The sequence below is a fragment of the Chitinophaga sp. 05T412 genome (assembly GCF_056396465.1).
Genome location: NZ_JBFTLN010000008.1, coordinates 246,289 through 266,353, shown reverse-complemented (window position 1 = coordinate 266,353; position 20,065 = coordinate 246,289). Strand labels below are relative to the sequence as shown.

Sequence of the window (20,065 nt, the reverse complement as noted above, 5' to 3'; positions counted from 1 at the left end):
ATGAAAAAATTAATTCTTACTATATCCGTTGCCGTTAGTATGGTCAGTTGTACAAAACAGCTGGAAAAATATCCACAGGGAAAACTAACCGGCGGCAATGTTTTTACGGAAGCCAATGATTTTGTAATGGCCACTGATGCCGCGTATCTCCCGCTCACCAACCGTTTCCGCGGCGACTGGGGCTGGGATGATGGCAGCAGCATTCCCCGCGATTGGGTAGTAGGCGATCTGATGAGTGATGATGCCGTGAAAGGCGGCGGTAGCCTGGGTGACCAGGAAGATATGCGCCGGATGCAAACTTTCAGCATCTTCCCGGAAAATAATAATGTGTTGGGCATCTGGCGTTTTAACTACAAAGGGGTAGACGCCTGTAATACACTGCTGGCACAGGATGGCGCCAATGTGCCTGGTCTTGATCCGGCGTTACTGAAACGCATGAAAGGCGAAGCCTATTTTCTGCGCGCGTTTTACTACTTCCGGCTGGTACTCAACTTCGGCGATATCCCGTTGCTGATACCAGAGAAAAAGATGACGGATAATACAGTACGTACGCCCGTCGCACAGGTATATGAACAGATAGAAAGTGATCTTAACCAGGCCATGAGCCTGTTGCCGCCCAGCTATGATGCCGATAACTATCAACGGGCTACTACCGGTGCCGCACATGCCTTGCTGGCCAAAACCTACCTCTATCGGCAGCGTTGGCAGGATTGTTTGAACCAGATAGCGGAAGTAGAAAAAGGTAGTTATCAATTGCTCGATCATTATGAAGATAATTTTAACGGCGTGGGAGAAAAGGCCGGAGAGATCATCTTTGCGGCCCGTCATGATGCCGGCAAAGTACCTTCCCAGGGATCTGTGCTGAACGCGGTATTTGCGCCACAGGGCAAAGGCTGGGGTTTTGAAATTCCCACAAAAGACCTGGTAGACGCCTTTGAAACAGGTGATCCGCGCAGGGCCGCCACGCTTTTCCAGACTGGCGATAAATACCTCGACGGTACCAACTATGACCCGGCCTGGTCGCCGGTGACCGGCTTCAATGTGCGCAAGTTCATGAGCAACGTCAATCCTATCGATGATGGAGGTGTTGATTTTGTATATATCCGTTTGGGAGATGTGATACTGTGGAAAGCTGAATGTCATGCGAACCTCAGCGCATTGCCAGATGCACGCGCGGACCTCGAAAGGATACGGGCACGGGCACGCAAGTACGCAGCAAATCCTGCGACCAATTTGCCCGCTGTTACCAGCAATGATAAAGTCGCACTCCTTTCCGCTATTCAACATGAAAGGCGTGTAGAACTGGCCATGGAAGGCCATCGGTATTATGATCTGGTAAGATGGAATCTGGCACAGACCATACTGGCCAAAGCGCCTGATGCCGATCCCCTGAAAGGATACAAGGATCATGGTAACGGCTGGCAACCTTTTAACAAACTGTTGCCCATCCCACAACGGGAAGCAGACTTGCTGAAGTTGACACAAAACACCGGCTATTAACCCGCTTTATTGAACACGGACATTTGTATGTTGTCCGCACCACGCGGACAACATACAAATCCTTTAAGCAATTCACATGAAACCAGTTACCGTTCACCGCTTTGCGGAAAATCCATTGCTTACACCTGCCGACGTAAAGCCCAGCAGGCCGGGCCTGGAAGTGGCCTGCCTGTTAAACCCGGGCGTTTTTGAATTCGACAACAAAATATGGCTGATCATCCGCGTAGCAGAAAGGCCACAACAACGGCCTGATGCCATTTCCTTCCCTGTACTGCAGGAAGGTGGTATCACCATCATAGACATCTTAAAAAACGATCCACAGCTCGACGCTACCGACCCGAGGGTATTGCGTTATAAAGGCGACGACTATCTCACTACGCTCTCGCACCTACGATTATTTTGCAGTGAGGACGGCATTCACTTCTGCGAGGCGGAAGGCTATCCGCAGCTACATGGAGAAGGACCGTTGGAAGCATTCGGGTTGGAAGATTGCCGCGTAACAAAAATAGACGATGTGTATTATCTCACGTTCACCGCCGTATCCTCCAACGGCGTGGGAGTAGGCATGCGCACCACGCGCGACTGGAAAACGTTCTCTCCGCCCAGCATGATTATTCCGCCACATAATAAGGACTGCACGCTATTTACGGAGAAAATAAATGGTAAGTATTATGCCTTGCATCGTCCCAGCAGCGTAGATCTTGGTGGCAACTACATATGGCTGGCACAGTCGCCCGACGGCGAGCATTGGGGGAAGCATCAATGCCTGGCCCGGACCCGTGCAGCCCGCTGGGACAGCGCCAGGATAGGCGCAGGTGCGGCGCCTATCAAAACAGCCGCCGGGTGGCTGGAAATATATCATGGCGCCAATATCCAACATCAGTATGGACTTGGCGCCCTCCTACTGGATCTGAATGACCCATCTAAAGTACTGGCACGCAGTGAAGATCCCATCATGATGCCGGAGGCTCCTTACGAGCTCACCGGATTTTTTGGCCAGGTAGTTTTTACKAACGGACATGTGGTGAAAGGCGATGAACTCACTATCTATTACGGCGCAGCCGACGAAGTAGTTTGTGCGGCGCGGCTTTCCATCGCAGCAATACTTTCATCCTTAAAAAGTTAATCGCTTATGCTCAGGAATCTTTCTGCAGAAATAAAACATTTCAATCAGCAGCCGCACGATTTCCGTATACTGGTCCTCACCAATATGATCTATGCCCTGGTGCTGCCGGTGATCGATATTTTTGTGGCCGCATATGTGATGCGTAACTCTAACGACCCTACGAAAGTAGTGATCTATCAGCTGACTATATACACCGGTATTCCACTGACATTTTTGTTAAACGGTTTTCTGTTGAACCGCTTCAACATTAAAACACTGTATTCCGTTGGCATGTTACTGAGCGGTGTTTCCATGATTGTGATGATGTCGCTCAAAACGCTGGACCTCACCGGTATTGGGATAGCAGGTATCATCATGGGCATGTCGTTCGGCTTTTACTGGGCCAACCGCGACTACCTGGCGTTATCCATCACCAATGATGTAAACCGCAATTATTACTATGGTCTGGAAACCTTTTTCTATACTATCATCGCGGTAGTAGTACCGATTTGTATTGGCTGGTTTATAGAATCAGGAGGTGATATAAATGTAAACAAGGCCTACCGCATCATTACCGGACTGGTATTTTTGATCACCATCCTCGCCTCCGTGATGTGTTTCAGGGGGCACTTTCAGAACCCGTCGCAAAAAACATTCTTATACCTGCGCTTCCATCCGTATTGGCGCAAACTGTTGATGCTGGCCACGCTGAAAGGACTGGCACAAGGGTATCTGGTGACAGCGCCGGCGATGCTGATCATGCTGCTGTTGGGAAAGGAAGGTGCATTGGGTACCGCGCAATCAGTGGGCGCTATCATTGCCGCCGTATTGATGTACATTATTGGCAGGGCAGCGAAACCTGAACACCGGATCACCATTTTTGCAGGCGGTTTGATCTGCTTTGCACTGGCGGCCATTTTCAATGGGGCATTTTACAATGCCACTGGTGTAGTGATTTTCATGTTGTTCCTGTTGCTCGCTAAACCGTTACTGGATATGGCCTACTTCCCTATTCAATTTAGCGTAATCGACATTCTTTCTAAAAAAGAAAAACGCAATGAATACGCTTATATTCTCAATCATGAAATAGGCCTCTATGCAGGTCGCTTCCTGGGCGCCGGCACCTTTATATTTCTGGCGTACTATTTCTCCACGGAAGTAGCGCTTCGTTATGCGATCATCATCATTGCCATCCTGCAACTGCTTTCTATTGTAGTGGGCAAACGTATTATCAAAGAAGGGAAAACGCTGATAAAAGAAATTGATGAAAAAATCACCGTAGTGGTATAAATTGTAAATAGCATGGTAAAATTAATAACAACAGGTATGGTGTGCGGTCTGATGTGGATGGCTTGCAAAACCGCTACGCCGCCAACGCCAGTAGCACAACGGCACCTGGCCCGACTGGACTCCATGGCCGATGTGCCGCAACCACTGCAAATCATAGACTGGTATGCCCTGGCCCGGCAATTCGACAGCACCGCGTATAACTTTAATACCACGGGTCCACATTGGCCATTGGTGTGGTGGGATAGCAGCCGGCATAATTTTGATCAGCCGGTAGTAGGCCTCTATACCGCTATGGATGATCAGCGGCAGGGGCCTCAGCATAACAAAGGTATTTTCCATGAAGCGCTGGCCACCATGGGCGCCACCCTAGGCGCTACGTTGGTGGGCATCGACAAAAGCAGTCCTGCCAGCCTTAACTATGTAGCTATGCTGAAAAATTATTTCAACCGGGAAACCGGATGGGATATTATGATGAATAATACCTGTCCGGAAGTGGCGCAACTGGGCGGCGGCTATGGACGCGACTGGTGGTATGATGTATATCCCAACGTACTTTTTTATGGCATCTATGATCAGTATCCGCATACACCAGGCTTTGATACATTAGCCCATCGTATTGCGGAAAAATTCTGCGCGGCCGATTCTGTATTGAATGGCAACTACGATCACTCCTTCTTCGACTATGCACAACTGCAGCCCAAAGACAACTGGATCTGTAAACAACCCGATGCCGCGGCGGGTCATGCGTACGTATTATATGCCGCCTACAAAAAGTTTGGCGATCCGCGCTACCTGCAGCATGCGGTGAAAGCACTGCAAACACTGGAGCAACAACCACACAACACCAACTATGAAGTGCTGATGCCTTTTGGCGCTTATATGGCAGCAAGATTGAATGCCGAACAAGGCCAACAATTTAATGTGCAAAAATTCATGGAATGGACATTTAACGGCAACCCTGAATGTCGCCTTGGCTGGGGCGTACTCGTGGGTAACTGGAATGGTATTGACATTTCAGGTATTGTGGGCAGCACCACAGACCGGGGTGGATACGGATTCCTGATGAATACCTTTGATGCGGCCTGGCCGCTTGTTGCCATGGTACGCTATGATCCTTCCTACGCTGCTGCGGTTGGCAAATGGATGCTGAACGCCAGCAATGCCGCCCGTTTTTTTTATACGCAGTATATGCCGGATGACCATGAAACCATCCCGGAAAAAGCAGCCATTACCAAAGGGGTAATTGGTTATGAAGGCATTATTCATACTTCTTCCTATCCCGAGTATGCACACCTGAAAGCGCCGGTAGCACAGGGTGATGGGCCACAGTGGGCTAAAGGTAATCCGGATGTATCACAATTCAGTGTATATGGCAGCGGCCATGTGGGTATCTTTGGAAGTATTATCCGTACTACTTCTGTACCGGGCATCTTACAACTGAATTTACTGGCCACAGATTTTTTCCGAGATACGGCCTATCCTTCTTATCTCTACTATAATCCTTATCCGGAAGAAAAAAAGGTAACGGTAAATACAGGTGATCAACCGGTGGATATTTATAACACCATTACCCGGCAGTTCATTGCACGAAAAGTAAAGCAGTCGTATGAACTGGTATTACCGGCGCATAGCCCAGCGGTGCTGGTATTTACCCCAGTGGGTGGTAAAGTAAGTACGAACGGTAACAAGTTGCAGGTGAATGATGTAACCGTTAGTTTTTAACAATAAAAAGAGGCTGTATTTTTGAAGATACAGCCTCTTTGTTTACAATAGTGTTTCGAGTATTTTTTCCAGTTGATCTTTTCTGGAATAATCCAATGATGCAGCGATTTTTCCATCTTTGCCCATCACAATCACGTGAGGAATATAGAAGATATGCAATGCTTCCTTCACGCCTTTTCCATCCTGAAATCCACCGGCTGCAAGCGTTTGTGTCCACTCCATTTTCAGCTCCTGCATGGCCTTAAGCCACTTTTCTTTGTTATCGTCCACCGAAATGCTCACAAATTGTACGCCCTTTGCCTGGTATTTTTTATAGTGCTCGCGCAGTGTAGGAATATAGGCGCGGCAGGGTGAACACCAGCTTGCCCAAAAATCGAATACCACTACTTTGCCTGCCAGACTCTTTACAGAAAAAGGTTGTCCTTTGGCATTTATCATTGTCAGGTCCGGGAAAGCATTGCCGGCACTGGCTTTCGTCAATTTAGCAAAAACAGCTTCCAATCGCTGGCCGGACCAGGTATTCAATGCTTCCTTGCTTAACAGGGCACGGGCTGCAGTGGCTCCTTCCAATGTACTGGTATGATCCCGCAGTGCCAGATAAGCGGCTATTTCGCTGTTGGGGTGCAGCTTGATATACTCCAGTGAAGGAAGGTGCATTGACAGGAACTGTTGCCAGTCGTTATTCAATTTACCACCTTTCAGTTGTGCACCAGACAACGAGTCAAGGCTACAATCCAGTGTGTAATTAGTATTTTCCAGGTACACCTGCATCGATCTGGTGCTTACTTTTATCTGCACCAGCGCCGGATGTTCCAGCTTACCTGCGTAAATGAATTCCCCATTGATGATGCGCACTTTCGGTGGTACTTCGGGATTCTTTTCATCTGCCGTAAGATGAATAAATTCTGTGATCTCCACTGCACCGCTGATAACCCCGGTTACCTTTCCTTTGATCACAAAACCTTCTTCAGCAATGCTGAGTAAGGGCAAGAGTAACAGCAGCGCTATGTTTAACCATTGCTTTTTCATAACAGTCTTGTTGTTATACAACGGCCCTACGCATCATGCGCAGGGCCGTTGTGTAGTTTTGACAGGAATAGGAATCTTATAATATAGTAGTGGACAATTTTTGCTCAAGTTTATCATCCATGAGATCCATGGCTATCACTTTGCCGTTTGGATCAATCAGGATGTTGCATGGAATAGCTGTAACGCCATACAGTGCAGCGGCAGGGTCTCCCCAACCTTTCAGACCAGATACATGGAGCCAGTTCAATTGCTCTTTATCGATCGCTTTCACCCATGCTTCTTTTTTGGAATCCAGGGAAACACCGAGGAGTACAAAGTTTTTGTTTTTATACTTTTCATTGGCCGCTTTCAGAAAAGGTATCTGGCTTTTGCAGGGACCGCACCAGCTGGCCCAGAAGTCGATCAGTACATATTTACCTTTAAAGTCAGCCAGAGACACTTCCTTACCATTCACATCTGCGAGGGCAAATACGGGAGCATCGGCGCCTACCTTAGGACGTTTCGAGGCGTTAGCCGGAGTACCTTCACCCAGGCCGAGGCTTACCGGAGCAGCATCTATTTTGCCCGGGTGCTTATAACGCATCAGAATACGGGATGCCTTTGCATGTTCACCGAGACCTTCGTATAGGGCTTCTCTTTCCTTTTCGCTTTTGATATAGCAGGTCAGCAGATAACCGGTAAGACCAGAGTTAGGATTGGCTTTGATCCACTTTACCAGTCGCTGATGCAACGCGCTATCCAATACCATCGCTTTCCGCCCAAGAGAATCCGCCATATCTTCATCTCCCAGCTTTACTGCGGCAGCATAAGCTTGTTGCAGGTCGCCCAGCTCCTTACCTAATCCTTTCCCATCGTCCAGCATATCCATCACCTCTTCATTTTCTTTTACCCAGGAAGAACCAGTGAATTTAGCTCCGGTGAGACCATCTCCTTTACCGGTAATCTTCATATCTCCTTCTTCTACATACATTACGCTGGCACGGTTGGGAGTATAAGAAGTGCCGATGATCAGCAGATACATACTACCACCTTTAGACATCGGCATATTGATGTTGAAGCCATGGTTTTTGACACGTGCGCTGTCTATATCGCCGGAGTAAGGCTCATACAGGTATACCGTAGTATCATTCGGCAGCTTGTCAATTTTTGCTGTGATCCTGGCTACTTTTTTATTGTCATTTTTGAGCGTGATGGTTTGTTCCTGCGCCAGTGCCTGCAAACTGCCGGCACAAAAGAGAAACACAAGCAATTTTCTAATCATAATCCTATGCTTTAAGTGATTTTAAGTGTCTATAACTGATTGGTCAACATATCTTCCAGTACGGATACTGTTTGATCTAAATAAATATCCTTGCTGAGTTTTTCCAACCAGGCTTTGCTGCGTAATTCTTCGCCGGGTGTGGTTTGAAGGGTAGCAGGATTCACACTGCGTGGCAGCGCGGGCAGCACCTGCAACGTACGACCGGCAGGTAATAATTTATCTTGCTGGATACGCTTTTCGCAACCCTGTAATGCGCTATATTCATTTCTGAAGTCTCCTAATTGCAGTGGCATTACTTTACTACGGAGTGCTTTCAGCTGCGCCATGTTATTATCGATATCCGTTAGCGCCGGCGTGGCTTTAATGCGTGCATTTGCCAGCTGAATTACTTTCCCAAAATTGTAGTTGCTTTTTACTTTATCAAAAGGCAGTAACCGCATGGTATCATTAGGCAATGCGGAGCTGTAATCCTTTTCCATAATGGATTCCAGCGACATTCTCTTTTGCAGGATAATATCCGGTGTAACGCCATTCAATTGTGTAGCAGTACCGCTGATACGATAGAATTTTTGCAGGGTGAGGTTCAATGTACCATAAGCGGTATCCGGTACATTTTTAGCAGCATCGCCTAATTTACCCAGGGCGAAGCCGGATTGTGCGGTGCCTTTACCAAAAGTAGAACTGGTACCAATGATAATGCCACGGCCCAGATCCTGCATGGCTGCGGAGAATATTTCTGAAGCAGAGGCGCTGCTTTCATCTACCATTACGGTAAGCGGGCCATCATACAGTGGTGTCATGGCGGGAGAAGTATATCGCTGCAGACTATCCCTGGAACGTAACCAGGAAACGGGGCTGGCAGGCACAAATCCGGCACACATCCGCACCACTTCATGAAGGGCGCCACCAGGGTTACCACGAAGGTCCATGATGATACCATCTATTTCGTTTTCTTTCAGTTTTTCTATTTCTGTCCATACATCGCCGGCACAACCTCGGAGGCCTGTTCCGGTCGGATCAACGTAAAAATTAGGTAGATAAATGTAGCCATATTTTTTACCGTTCCTTTCAATCAGTGCGCTCTTGGCCCTGTTCTCCGTATCGAGCACTTCATCTCTTTTCAGGGTAACGGTTCTCACCTGTTCACCGGGCTGCTGTAATTTCAGGGTAATAGAAGAGCCTTTATCACCGCGGATCATAGCGGTAACATGAACAGCATCCATCCCATTCACGGGCACCATTTCGCCATGACTATCCATGATAGCCACTACGATATCGTTCTCTTTCACTTCCCCGCTTTTATACGCGGTACCACCGGGCATCATTCTTTTCACAATGAAGTCAGCTTCCTGCGTGCCCAGCTCTATGCCAAGACCATAATAACGCTTGGTGAGCCGTTCCTGGTAGCTGCGATCATCGGGTGCAGCAAATGAGGAATGCGGGTCTATTTCCCCTACCATAATAGACATGTATTGCGCGAACTTCTCTTTCATGGCGTCTTTTGACGTGCATTGACGGAAATATTCTGCATACCATTTGCGAACAGATTCCCGTGATTTAGCTTCCACGGCTGGGTTGAATACTTTATTTTTTTGCGTAGCAATAGTATCCGCATCCACGTAACGGCGCAGGGTGTAGTACTTCAGGTTACGGCGCCACAGGTCTTCACGCGCTTGTTCATTCGCCGGGAATGGCCAGTCTTTATTCCAGGCTACGGCTACTGATTCCTTTTGCTGCATATTGAATGGTTGCTGCAATATGCGCTGGCAGATACTTTCTGCTTCCCTCACACGCTTGCTGTAAATGGCATACACCGCATCAAAGAAAGCACTGGAGCCAGCGTTTACTTCGTCATCAATCTGATTTTTATAAGCGGCTAACAGGTGGATATCTTCCTGTAAAAAAATATCATTACTGGGGTCCAGCAGATGAATAAATTTCTCCCATACCTGCTGACTATACGCATCGGTTACGCCGGGATAGTTGAAATGGTCTTTCTTTATTTTTTTAAATGCAGACGCAATGGCGGCGCCACGATAACCGGGCTGGCTCACTTCCATCATAGGTGGTATCACCGGTGCAGATGGCTGTTCCGGCATATTCATGGGTAATGGTATGGATGCACGCGACTGCGCTATCACACAAGATCCCGTGAAGGCTGTAGCTGCGGCCAACAGCAGGATTTTTGTTCCCTGGCAAACTTTCATACGCTTGTTAATTAAGGCTGATAATTAAAGAAGACATTTCCATATAAAAGACAATGGTGGTCCTCAAAAAGGGTGATGCGGTGGAAGAAAAAATAGTGTAAAAAAAGATACCTCCTTTTCAGGAGGTATCCATGCATGTATAATAGAATGGCAAAAACGCTTTAAGGAAGATTACCAATCGCCTGCAAATCGACACCATAGTTATTGGCGAAATCATTCAGGATGATCGTATACCGTTTCCTCACCAATCCTTTCACATCAACGGCCGGATGCAGTGGCTGTCCTGGCGACGTGAGCGCTGTATAGGAATTCCCTGTAATCATTTCAATATATCCCAGGTAGTCGGTAGCAATATTCAACTGTGGTCTTTGCCCAACGATTTCAACTACCCCGAGGGCATATTTATTTACATCAGTGACAGCACCATAACTCGTTGGAGCGGTAGTCATAAAATCGTCGGGGATCGCCAGGGCGCCCGCGCGATAAGCCCTTTCCATATAAGTCCGGTGAATCTTTGCACGCATTTGTCTTAATTCTGCGGCTGTTTTCTTCTGCAGCGTACTATTGGCCCAACCAAAAGCCATCATACTACTGGTAGATGCAGCGTCCTTCAGTCCTCCGAGGGTATCAACTATACGGCTGGCCAACAATATTTTCAACGGCATTGTTTTTTGTAAAAACGCATCCGAATAACCATTGAATAGTTGTTGCTGAAGAAATATCAATGCCGGCGAAATGTAAGCGGGATCTCCCATGTAGGCCGTATCTGTTCTTTTGTCGCTATAGTTGTAATTGAAATCGTGTTGTGTAAATTTATACAGTATATAGCTACCATATTTTTTATGGAACGCAACGATGGTATCATCATAGCTGCTATTACCCTGCGGCAATTTATACATCGGCGGAGGCGTAGGATCTGGTGTGATACTCGCCTCTTTATGGCAGGCCGCAAATATTATGAGTGTGGCTATCAGAAAATATATTCTCATCAGGGATGTTTTACAATTAACAATTTTATTCAGGCATCCTGGTACCGCTAAACAAAGGATTTTGCACCAATGAAGTATTGCGGGAAATTACTGCATCCGGGATAGGCAATACATAGGAAGGATCATGCGCCCTCAGTCGGAATACCTGTGTGGTAGCCGGATCAGGCATAAAGATGTGCTTAACGGATGGCATTCCGTAACGGCGCAAATCCATCCAGCGATGATTTTCTTCCATAAACAGTTCTCTTCTGCGTTCGGTACGGCACATCTGGAGCAGCGTATCGGCCGGGCGTATGGTCCAGGGCTGGTAAGAAGCCGGATCGATCCTGGTGATGCGAAGTGCGTTGAGGTTGGCCAATGCTTTGTTAGCGGCGCCGGCATCGCCGGTAGCTTTATATTGCTGAATAAATGCTTCCGCACTGTTGAGGTATGCTTCTGCACTACGCCAGGAAACACCCATTTCTTTTGCGCCGCTATAAGGCTGCGCTTTGTTAGATGAATAATCCGTGGCAATAAATGGTTTCATGAAAGGAGGTGTCGCTGAAAAAGCCACCTGCGCCCGGAGATCATCTTCTGCGAAACATCCCGCCAGATCTGCAGACACATCATAGACAATGCCKAGGCCTGTTGAACTAAATTCAGCCGGCCCGCTATAGGTAAATACACTCTCCACATTTTTGGCGCCGAAATACGGCTTACTAACAGGATCTATATCACCCCAGGTATTGAGATTCATGAGCTGCGGATGGTATGCCATCACCACTGCTGCATGCTCAGTCACTTTGTCCCATTTCTCCATATAGAGATAAATTCTGCTGGCCAGTAAATGTGCAGCAACAAAAGAAATGCGATACGGTGATGCATTGGCCTTCACTTTATCCAGCAAATAAGTAGCACTATCAATATCTCTGGAGATCTGATCATATACTTCTTTTACCGAATTTCTGGGCAGCGGAGCTTCGGTGAGATTGCTGCTCGTTCTGATGGGAATTCCCGGACTTTTATCCGGCGTGGTAGTAGAATCGTTATATGGTTTTGCATAAAGGTTCACCAGCATAAAATGATAAAATGCACGCAAGGCATATGCCTCTCCTTTATACCGATCCCTTTCTGCCTGTGAGCCTGGGGCATTGTCAATATACTCCAGTACCACATTGGGCCCCAGTATATAATGATAATACTTTTCCCAGGTGTTCAGCTCCGCTTCCTGATACCCGGCTCCGGTGCTCTTTGCCACAAAATCGGGCTGCCATTGATAGATGGCACTTGGTACCATAATATCTGAGGCGGTGCCGGCATTTACAGGACTCACATAACATTGTATATCATCATCCAAAAAAAGTCTCCATGTTTGAATAGCAGCATTCGTCAAGGGATACCCATCTGAATATAATATTTCGCCATAGTCACTCACCGTTTTAGGCATCAGATCGGTTTGAGAGTATTCGGCCAGGAATTTCTTGCAGGACATCATGCACAAGGCACCTGTTATAACGAGCAATATCTTTTTCATGTCAGCAATTTGAATAGTTACATTATAAAGCAGCACTGAGAGAGAACGCATAAGTTCTGGACAACGGCAAAGCACCATAGCCGGAATTTACATCGCCTACTTCCGGATCTTGTCCATTCAGTTTACGATTGGCAATCGTGAAAACATTGTTCACGTTAAACCCAACGGATAAATTCTTTACGCCTTTACCAACCAGATACTTCGTTGGAACCGTGTAGCTTACCGCCATCATATTGCAACGGAGATAATTGTTACGAATGGTTCTGATATCTGAAAGATTGTAAGCCGCATAGGGATTGATGTTGATGCGCTCCCCTGCTGTGTTGCTTAAGGCGCCTTGCTTAAAGTAAGGCACCACTACCCACATGTTAGTGGGAATATTACTGATGATACCCGGGATATTTGTTGTCAATTCATCTCCCGGTTTACGCCAGCGGTCGAAGTAGGAAACAGGTACATTCGCATATGGAGAAGGAACAGAGTTATAATCACTTCCCAGCACAAACGGACTGTTCAAACGTTTAGTGCTCCCCAGGCTAATATAAAATGCACTGGTGAATGAGAACGATTTATAACGGATCGTGGGCGATAGGTTCATATAAATTTTAGGCAGGCTTTGTCCGGAATAAACCAGGATATCGTCGGGGTTCGTAGTGGCCTCTTTCCGATCCATCTTACCGAACAAAGGCATACCATTAGTATGGCTCAAACCTGTAAACTGGTAAGAATAAAAACCACTCACCGGGCGGCCTGGCAAATGTCCTGAACCATCAAACAAGGTTGGGTAAGCAGGTTGACTTACCGTACTTGCCAGTGTACTCATCACTTTGGAGGCCGATGCAGTAAGGGAAACCGTTGTGTTTTTTCTTCTGATGGCCATCACGGTGGCAGACAGCTCCCAACCCTTGCCGTCAATTACACCTATGTTTCTGTACATTGAACTCCTGCCATACTCATATGGAATAATCACATTGTCGAGTAAATCCACGGAATGTTTGGTGAAGTAATCAAATGCTGCCGTCAGGCGGTTATCAAAAAAGCCGATCTGCGCTCCGATATTCCATTGATACGTTTTTTCCCAACGAAGATCGGGATAGGGCAACGATTTAATCTGCAAATACGGCAACAGCGTACGACTGTTTTTATCATTATCGGTCATATAACCTGCTACCAGGTTAGGGCCTACCGCTGTTACCGCATTGCCTTGTGTTCCGTAAGACGATTTGATCTGTAATGCGCTGATGCCTTTGGTAGGGAACCATTTCTCTGCAGATACATTCCACTGTCCGGAGATATCCCAGTTGGGCAAAAATTTTGATTTCGTGTATTGGCCGAAACGATTGGTGGCATCAGCTCTGATAGTACCATACAAGGTATAGCGCCCCGCCATGTTATAACCTGCAGTAGCAAAAACACCCATACTGTTATTACGTTGGTCTACTTCTACCTGGCTGTTGATCTTTTCTCTGCCAACCGGGGAAGCGTAGAACGTTTTTCCCCGATCCGGAAAATATCCGGCCTCCCTGCTGATAGTCCCATCGATCTTAGTGGAGATCAGCTCCTGGTTCAGGCTAACATTGAACAGGTCACGGCCTTTGAACAAATCAAGACTATAATCAATAGTATTAGTGGTGGCTACCGTCACCATCCGCTGATTGTTAAACGTTACCACGCCGCCAACAGGCAGGTACGAAAGGGCCACCTGCTGGTCCGTAGGCGTAACATCCAGGTTCCATCCACGAGTCATGGCTGCTGCGTATGACTGCTGGTCATACCCTACCCGCCCTGCTGTACTGTTGATCACCACGCTGGATTTATTACGCAGGGTGAGTCCCTGCATCAACTTATAATCCAACTGAACCGACAATACCGTGCTCTGTGTTTTGCTGGTGTTAAACGTATGTTGCATATCATTCAACATATTGAATACAATCGGAGGATTTGTAATTGGCTTTACATCATGTGCCCCTGCAACCCACTCACTACCCAGCACTATACGGGACAAGGGGTAGAAGTCGTTGGGATTAAAACCCCGGTTAGTTTGTATTGCATAGGTCATTGGCGCCACTGTAGGATAAAAGCTGTTGGCATCCATATAATCTCCACTCATAGAAAGGTAAACGTTCAGTTTCTTTCCCACCTGACTCTGTAAGTTGAATAATGCATTATATTTTTTATTGCCATCACCAATGGCACTGGATCTATTATTAGCATATCCCATGGAAGCACGGTAGGTAGTTTTGCCTGCACCACCACTGATACTTAAGTTATGCTGCATATTGAACTGATTCCGGAATAATACCTTGAACCAGTCTGTATTACGCGCTTCCATCTGCGCCACGTTACTATTGAACTGATCTTCTGTAATCTGTCTCATATACAAAGCACGCAACTGTCCTTCGTAAGAAACTGTTTCCGGGAAACCGCTCTGAAACCCCGAAAAAATAACCCCGTCGTCCTGCAGCTGCTTAGACAATTCCACACGCTGTTTCGAGTTCATGAGGTTGAGATGACTATAATCAGGACGCTGCTGGAAAGAAAGATTGGTATTATAACTCACCTGCATGGGACCCGCCTTGCCTATTTTGGTGGTCACTACAATCACCCCATTGGCGGCCCTTGTACCATAGATAGAAGTGGCAGCCGCATCTTTCAGAAAAGTGATACTTTCCACATCAAAAGGACTCACCCCGCTGATAGCATTCCCCATTAGTTCAAAATTGGATGCAGCAGCCGGATCGATCAGGTTATTAAGTAAAGCATTGGACACGTCTACCGGCTCCGGGCGGATCACGCCATCCACCACCCATAACGGTGATGCGTTACCCAACAAAGTGGATGTTCCTCTGATACGCAGGGTGGCTTTGGCATTCACGCCACCGGAAGTATTCATTACCATCAGACCGGGTACCTTTCCCTGCAACATTTTATCGATGGTAGGCATCCCTGGTTGCATGATTTCTGCAGCACTTAATTTCGTCACCGCACCGGTAAATAAACGTGGATCTATCTTCTGATAACCGTTCACGATGACCTCTTTTATTTCCTGTACTACCGAGTCCATCTTAAACACCATTGCTCCTCCTACTTCTTTGTCTACTTTATAGGTAAGCGTTTTCATCCCTACGCGGGACAGGCTGATCTGTTCATCCGCCCAGGGCAGGAGCAGAAAAGTACCATCCCCCTGGGTAATGGTCATCTCTTTTGATGTAAGCCCTTTGATACTTACACCAGACAAAGGGTTACCAATTTTATCGGTCACCCGGCCCTGTATAATCCTGGCTTCTTTGCCAGGCACCTTACTCCTGTCGGTTTCGTAAATCACTACCCCATCCATCACACCAGTGAAGCCAAGCGTAGTATTACTCAATATCTGCTTCAGCAACGTTTCCAGCGTCACGTTATTCACTTTCACGGTCACCTCTGGCTGCCGGCCTATCACCTCTGTATTATAGGTGAATCGTACCTTCATTTTTTCCCGGAGGTCTTTCAATACCTTACTAAGGGACACATGACTGGCTTCGTACGTTATCCGTCTCGACAAAATTTCCTGTCCGGAATTATCCTGTGCCGTTGCTGTATTCAGGAACAACAACAGGAGGAGGAACGGACCATACAAGACAAAGCTCTTCACATCCTTCCGGAAGAAGGATAGCGCGGTTAGTTTTCTCATTCGTGGTTGATATTACGGTTTAGTCAGGGCAACGGACTGTTGCCTGCATGCTGTCTGATGACTGATTTTAAATGATGTTATGGCTTTTTACTTTTCATTGTTACATGTACTGTTCTGTCTTCCACCTTAAATAAAAGGTCGCTGCTACTCCGGTTAATCTGGGTAAGCACTTCCTGTAAATAAGAAGGCCTGTGCATAGCTAGTGTAAATTGCATTTTGGCAGCCGCCGGATCATCGAATATAAAATTGTATTCGTAGCTACGGGATAATACTTTAGCGATATCTGACATCGGTGCATCATCGAAGAAGAGCTCTCCATCTTTCCATGCAGTGAACACCCCGGCGTCAACGGTATGCTTGCTCAGCGCGCCTTTGCTGTAAACGGATTGTTCTCCGGGCTGTAAGGTAACCTGGTTGCTGTTTGCCGCTACCAGGAGTTTACCACTGGAAAGGGTAGTGACTATATTTCCTTCATACGTATTCACATTGAAAGCAGTCCCCAACACTTTCATAGATAATTCTCCCACATGCACTATAAATGGTTGATGTGAGTTGGGCGCTACTTCAAAAAATGCTTCTCCGTTTACATATACATCGCGTGTGCTGCCATGGAATGATTCCGCATAAACCAATGTGGTAGCGGCATTCAGAAACACCCGGGTACCATCAGATAGTTCAAGACCATATTGACGGCCCAGCGGTACTACCAGTGTATCCTGTAATGGAGACACTTCCTGCCCATTACCTTTGGTATAGGTGATCACGGCGGAATCAGACTGAATCTGTGCACCAGCCCCTTGTGGGATGGATTGTACACGGTTACCAAGTGTCACCACGCCACCGGCACGTTTTAATATGATATCTCCGGAAGGGGCAGCATTGGCCAGTTCAATGGGGCGATGTTTGCGCCAGGGCGCCAGCATCCATATCCCTGCGCCCACGGTGAGTACCAGCAAAGCTGCTACCAATCGCCTGATGATGACCAGACGATGGATGCGTCCTTTTTCTTTTGCTGCCACAAACCGGCTCCACATCACCTCTTCAGAGAACTTGTCTTCATGTAATCTCACCTGCATATCCACCGTTGCTGCCAGCATCTCCCGCTCCTGCCTATTCAGCGACTCCGCAGCGCCGTTGCCATCCAGCACTTCCAGCAGCTTGTCCCAGTCTATCTGCTTATCATCGTGGTCATTTGTATGCATCATAACTTGTAATTAGGACAAACAATTTTTCAAAAAGGGTGAAAGTCGTCATCATTTTGAGAAATAAACCCAGGAAAGTGGCATTCACCATCCAACCACACTCCTTCCGCATAAACTGTAAAGCCAGTTTTATCTGTGTTTTTACCGTGTTAATGGAAATGTCCAATGCCGTTGCTATCTCCTTATACTTCAATCCATCACGGTTGCTGAGCAGAAATATCCGGCGGCGCTGCTCGGGTAAGCGATTAATGGCTCCCCATAAAGCGGCTTTACGCCGCTCTTCTTCGGTGCCATCTGCTTCCGGCGTATATGCTATCAGCTCTTCCATCTGATGTACCTCCATTAACTTTATTTTGCCGTTCTTTTTCAGATAATTGAGCGCCGTATTACGAATAGCATACACCGCATAACTCTTAAAGTCATACCTTACCTGCAACACATCGCGCTTCCTCCAATAATTCAGAAAGAAATCCTGTACAATATCCATGGYGATATCTTCATCTTTCACCATATGATATGCTACCGCGCACAAATATTTACAATGAAGCCTGAATTGTTCCTCAAAAGAAACAGCTTCTTCCAATCCCGGTTGATGCATAGTACACTTTGTATCTTCATTTTTTCGCGAACAAAGTATTGAAAAATCCCGAACTATTCCCATCGATGATGGCCAGCAGCCTTCCAAATGATCCACTTTTACCCCTAAAACCTGTTTTTCTCTCTTAAGAAGACAACGCAAGTGTAAAAAACGGGTGAAGGGGTGGCTAAATTTTTTTTACCCCTCCTGCCAGCGCGCTTAACAATTTCTTAAAAAACAAGTCCCCACCAAACCAATACCTTTGAAACTTTGTGAAAACAGGTGCCCGGGATCATATTATCTAGCGTTCATGAATCCTTCCATTAACTGGGAACTCATCAGGATCGGCGATCGTGAGGAGTTTCTGAAACTTTATCAATCCTACTACCAGGTATTATTTACCTCCGGTTGCTATATTACAACGGATAAGGAACTCATTCGCGATGCTATCCACCAGCTGTTTCTCCGGCTCTGGCAATCCAAAGAAAAGTTACCGGCCATTCTTCATATGAAGAACTACCTGATTGTGGCGCTTCGCCACCAGCTACATGCCGCCATCAAAGAAAGCGACAAAACCATTTCCCTGGCCCCCGACACCATACCCGAAGCCTTTCTGGCAGAAATATCTTATGAAGAAATCCTGATCAACAGAGCAGTGGAGCAGGAACGCAGCACCCGCGTACAATTGGCCCTCGCCCAATTAGCTCCCCGATATCGCCAGGTGATTGAAATGAAATTTTTCCAGCAGAAGAGTTACGAGGAAATAGCTTCGCTCACCGGGCAAAGCATGAAAACAACGTATACCTATATCCACGAAGCCCTTACCACCTTAAGGAAACTACTGGCAGTGACCAAAACCACCGTCTGATATTACCAAATTGTTAACTCCCCGTTTTCACCATGGAAAAAACGGCCATCGCTCTCTCCTGCTAGTGTACACAATCCGCTTAACTTGGAAGCAAGCCATTCGCATCAATATCAACAGGCAGAAGATTTTCTGCTGGATGAAACTTTCTGTGATTATTGCAGGGATAAATCAGGCACTGCACAACATTACTGGACAAACTGGTTAAAAGAACATCCGGAAAAAAGAATGTTGTTTGAAGAAGCTACTGCCCTGTTCCAGCTGGTATCCGGCCATGATACCGGTCAACAAGCGGCTTTTGCGCTATTCCGGGAAGCATTGTATACCCAACCGGTACTGCAGAAAAAAACAGGCCGTTACAAACAAATCCTGACATGGGCCGCCGTGCTCACCGGTATCGTTGCCACGGGTATTTACCTGCTGCAACGGCGCCCTGCAGCGGCCATCATAGCGGCGGTAACCTTTGATACCATCCGTACCCTTCCGGGCCAACAGCGCAGTGTACGGCTGCCCGATAACTCGCAGGTAATACTGAATGGTGATGCCACTTTGCTGGTGCCTTCCAATTATACCGTTAACCGGAAATTATATTTTTCGGGAGAAGCTTTTTTTGAGGTGGCCACAGATGCCGCGCATCCGTTCAGCGTCAGCTGCCGGGATGTGGAAACAAAAGTATTGGGTACTTCCTTCATGATCCAGGCTTATGCTGGCATCCGGCAAATAAAAATCACACTGGCCACCGGCCGTATTGCCGTCAACAACCACGGCGATGTCCGGCAGCTGTTGCCGGACCAGCAACTGATTATATCTCCCGAAAAAAGCACCGTACTTGCTGTAAAAGCCGATGACTACCGGAGATGGCTAAACGGTGAATTGTATTTCTATAATCAGTCGCTACAGGACATTGCCCTGATATTGCAGGCACATTATAATATTCGTTTCCTGTTCAATGACAACGCCCCCCGGCAATATCTCTATACCGCATCGTTCGACAGGAATGTTAGTCTGGATAAGGTGTTGGAGCTGTTGAGCTATAACCGGCGCCTTCATTTCAAACATGACGGTAATACCGTTTGGGTAAACGAAGCCGGCTAATAATTAAGTCCAGATACGGCATGTATTGCTGCAGCGC

At 47.0% G+C, this 20,065-nt stretch carries 14 protein-coding genes; 6 read left to right on the top strand and 8 right to left on the bottom strand.

The features are described from left to right. The 4 genes from AC1DFM_RS19155 (at position 1) to AC1DFM_RS19140 (ending at position 5,617) form a co-directional block, all read left to right on the top strand. Complete coding sequence (locus AC1DFM_RS19155; RefSeq protein WP_477078356.1) at positions 1-1,500, top strand: RagB/SusD family nutrient uptake outer membrane protein; 1,500 nt, start codon at positions 1-3, stop codon at positions 1,498-1,500. A gap of 76 nt (positions 1,501-1,576) precedes the next feature. Continuing rightward, entirely contained in the window at positions 1,577-2,626 is a 1,050-nt protein-coding gene (locus AC1DFM_RS19150) for a glycoside hydrolase family 130 protein (RefSeq protein WP_477078355.1), read from the top strand. Between the two features lie 6 nt (positions 2,627-2,632). Then, positions 2,633-3,895: an MFS transporter gene (locus AC1DFM_RS19145; protein ID WP_477078354.1), complete on the top strand. Its 1,263-nt coding sequence runs from the start codon at positions 2,633-2,635 to the stop codon at positions 3,893-3,895. Between the two features lie 12 nt (positions 3,896-3,907). Further along, a complete protein-coding gene (locus tag AC1DFM_RS19140) occupies positions 3,908-5,617 on the top strand; it encodes a hypothetical protein (protein WP_477078353.1) in 1,710 nt (569 codons plus the stop codon). A 42-nt stretch (positions 5,618-5,659) separates the two neighbouring features. Here the strand turns inward: AC1DFM_RS19140 and AC1DFM_RS19135 are convergent, their stop codons facing one another. The 8 genes from AC1DFM_RS19135 to AC1DFM_RS19100 all read right to left on the bottom strand — a co-directional run bounded on the left by AC1DFM_RS19135 (position 5,660) and on the right by AC1DFM_RS19100 (position 18,089). Continuing rightward, the gene (locus tag AC1DFM_RS19135; RefSeq protein WP_477078352.1) at positions 5,660-6,646 is read right to left on the bottom strand and encodes a redoxin domain-containing protein; all 987 of its coding nucleotides are present in this window, start codon (positions 6,644-6,646) and stop codon (positions 5,660-5,662) included. Between the two features lie 76 nt (positions 6,647-6,722). Further along, a complete protein-coding gene (locus AC1DFM_RS19130; protein ID WP_477078351.1) occupies positions 6,723-7,907 on the bottom strand; it encodes a redoxin domain-containing protein in 1,185 nt (394 codons plus the stop codon). A gap of 29 nt (positions 7,908-7,936) precedes the next feature. Further along, positions 7,937-10,114, bottom strand: coding sequence for a carboxy terminal-processing peptidase (locus tag AC1DFM_RS19125; RefSeq protein WP_477078350.1), 2,178 nt, complete (start codon positions 10,112-10,114; stop codon positions 7,937-7,939). A gap of 161 nt (positions 10,115-10,275) precedes the next feature. Continuing rightward, the gene (locus AC1DFM_RS19120; RefSeq protein ID WP_477078349.1) at positions 10,276-11,103 is read right to left on the bottom strand and encodes a hypothetical protein; all 828 of its coding nucleotides are present in this window, start codon (positions 11,101-11,103) and stop codon (positions 10,276-10,278) included. A gap of 25 nt (positions 11,104-11,128) precedes the next feature. Then, positions 11,129-12,616 carry a RagB/SusD family nutrient uptake outer membrane protein gene (locus AC1DFM_RS19115; RefSeq protein ID WP_477078348.1) on the bottom strand — a complete coding sequence of 496 codons (1,488 nt, stop codon included), beginning with the start codon at positions 12,614-12,616 and terminating at the stop codon, positions 11,129-11,131. Positions 12,617-12,638: 22 nt separating this feature from the next. Next, on the bottom strand, positions 12,639-16,289 hold the full coding sequence (locus tag AC1DFM_RS19110) for a SusC/RagA family TonB-linked outer membrane protein (protein WP_477078347.1): 3,651 nt from the start codon (positions 16,287-16,289) through the stop codon (positions 12,639-12,641). Between the two features lie 77 nt (positions 16,290-16,366). Further along, positions 16,367-17,494 carry a FecR family protein gene (locus AC1DFM_RS19105; protein ID WP_477078346.1) on the bottom strand — a complete coding sequence of 376 codons (1,128 nt, stop codon included), beginning with the start codon at positions 17,492-17,494 and terminating at the stop codon, positions 16,367-16,369. Further along, positions 17,478-18,089 (bottom strand): RNA polymerase sigma-70 factor, encoded by a 612-nt coding sequence (locus AC1DFM_RS19100; RefSeq protein WP_477078345.1) that lies wholly within the window; start codon positions 18,087-18,089, stop codon positions 17,478-17,480. Before AC1DFM_RS19100 ends, AC1DFM_RS19105 begins: the two co-directional genes overlap by 17 nt. A gap of 289 nt (positions 18,090-18,378) precedes the next feature. Here AC1DFM_RS19100 and AC1DFM_RS19095 point away from each other — a divergent pair, with 289 nt between their 5' ends. Then, positions 18,379-18,936: an RNA polymerase sigma factor gene (locus AC1DFM_RS19095; RefSeq protein WP_477078344.1), complete on the top strand. Its 558-nt coding sequence runs from the start codon at positions 18,379-18,381 to the stop codon at positions 18,934-18,936. 84 nt (positions 18,937-19,020) lie between these two features. Then, the gene (locus tag AC1DFM_RS19090; protein ID WP_477078343.1) at positions 19,021-20,028 is read left to right on the top strand and encodes a FecR family protein; all 1,008 of its coding nucleotides are present in this window, start codon (positions 19,021-19,023) and stop codon (positions 20,026-20,028) included. Positions 20,029-20,065 lie beyond the last annotated feature (37 nt).

Excerpts from the sequence above, each read along its gene's own strand:
- AC1DFM_RS19155 (WP_477078356.1), top strand. The coding sequence starts at position 1 with ATGAAAAAATTAATTCTTACTATATCCGTTGCCGTTAGTATGGTCAGT.
- AC1DFM_RS19110 (WP_477078347.1), bottom strand. The coding sequence starts at position 16,289 with ATGAGAAAACTAACCGCGCTATCCTTCTTCCGGAAGGATGTGAAGAGC.
- AC1DFM_RS19135 (WP_477078352.1), bottom strand. The coding sequence starts at position 6,646 with ATGAAAAAGCAATGGTTAAACATAGCGCTGCTGTTACTCTTGCCCTTA.
- AC1DFM_RS19140 (WP_477078353.1), top strand. The coding sequence starts at position 3,908 with ATGGTAAAATTAATAACAACAGGTATGGTGTGCGGTCTGATGTGGATG.
- AC1DFM_RS19130 (WP_477078351.1), bottom strand. The coding sequence starts at position 7,907 with ATGATTAGAAAATTGCTTGTGTTTCTCTTTTGTGCCGGCAGTTTGCAG.
- AC1DFM_RS19105 (WP_477078346.1), bottom strand. The coding sequence starts at position 17,494 with ATGATGCATACAAATGACCACGATGATAAGCAGATAGACTGGGACAAG.
- AC1DFM_RS19145 (WP_477078354.1), top strand. The coding sequence starts at position 2,633 with ATGCTCAGGAATCTTTCTGCAGAAATAAAACATTTCAATCAGCAGCCG.
- AC1DFM_RS19125 (WP_477078350.1), bottom strand. The coding sequence starts at position 10,114 with ATGAAAGTTTGCCAGGGAACAAAAATCCTGCTGTTGGCCGCAGCTACA.
- AC1DFM_RS19095 (WP_477078344.1), top strand. The coding sequence starts at position 18,379 with ATGAATCCTTCCATTAACTGGGAACTCATCAGGATCGGCGATCGTGAG.
- AC1DFM_RS19120 (WP_477078349.1), bottom strand. The coding sequence starts at position 11,103 with ATGAGAATATATTTTCTGATAGCCACACTCATAATATTTGCGGCCTGC.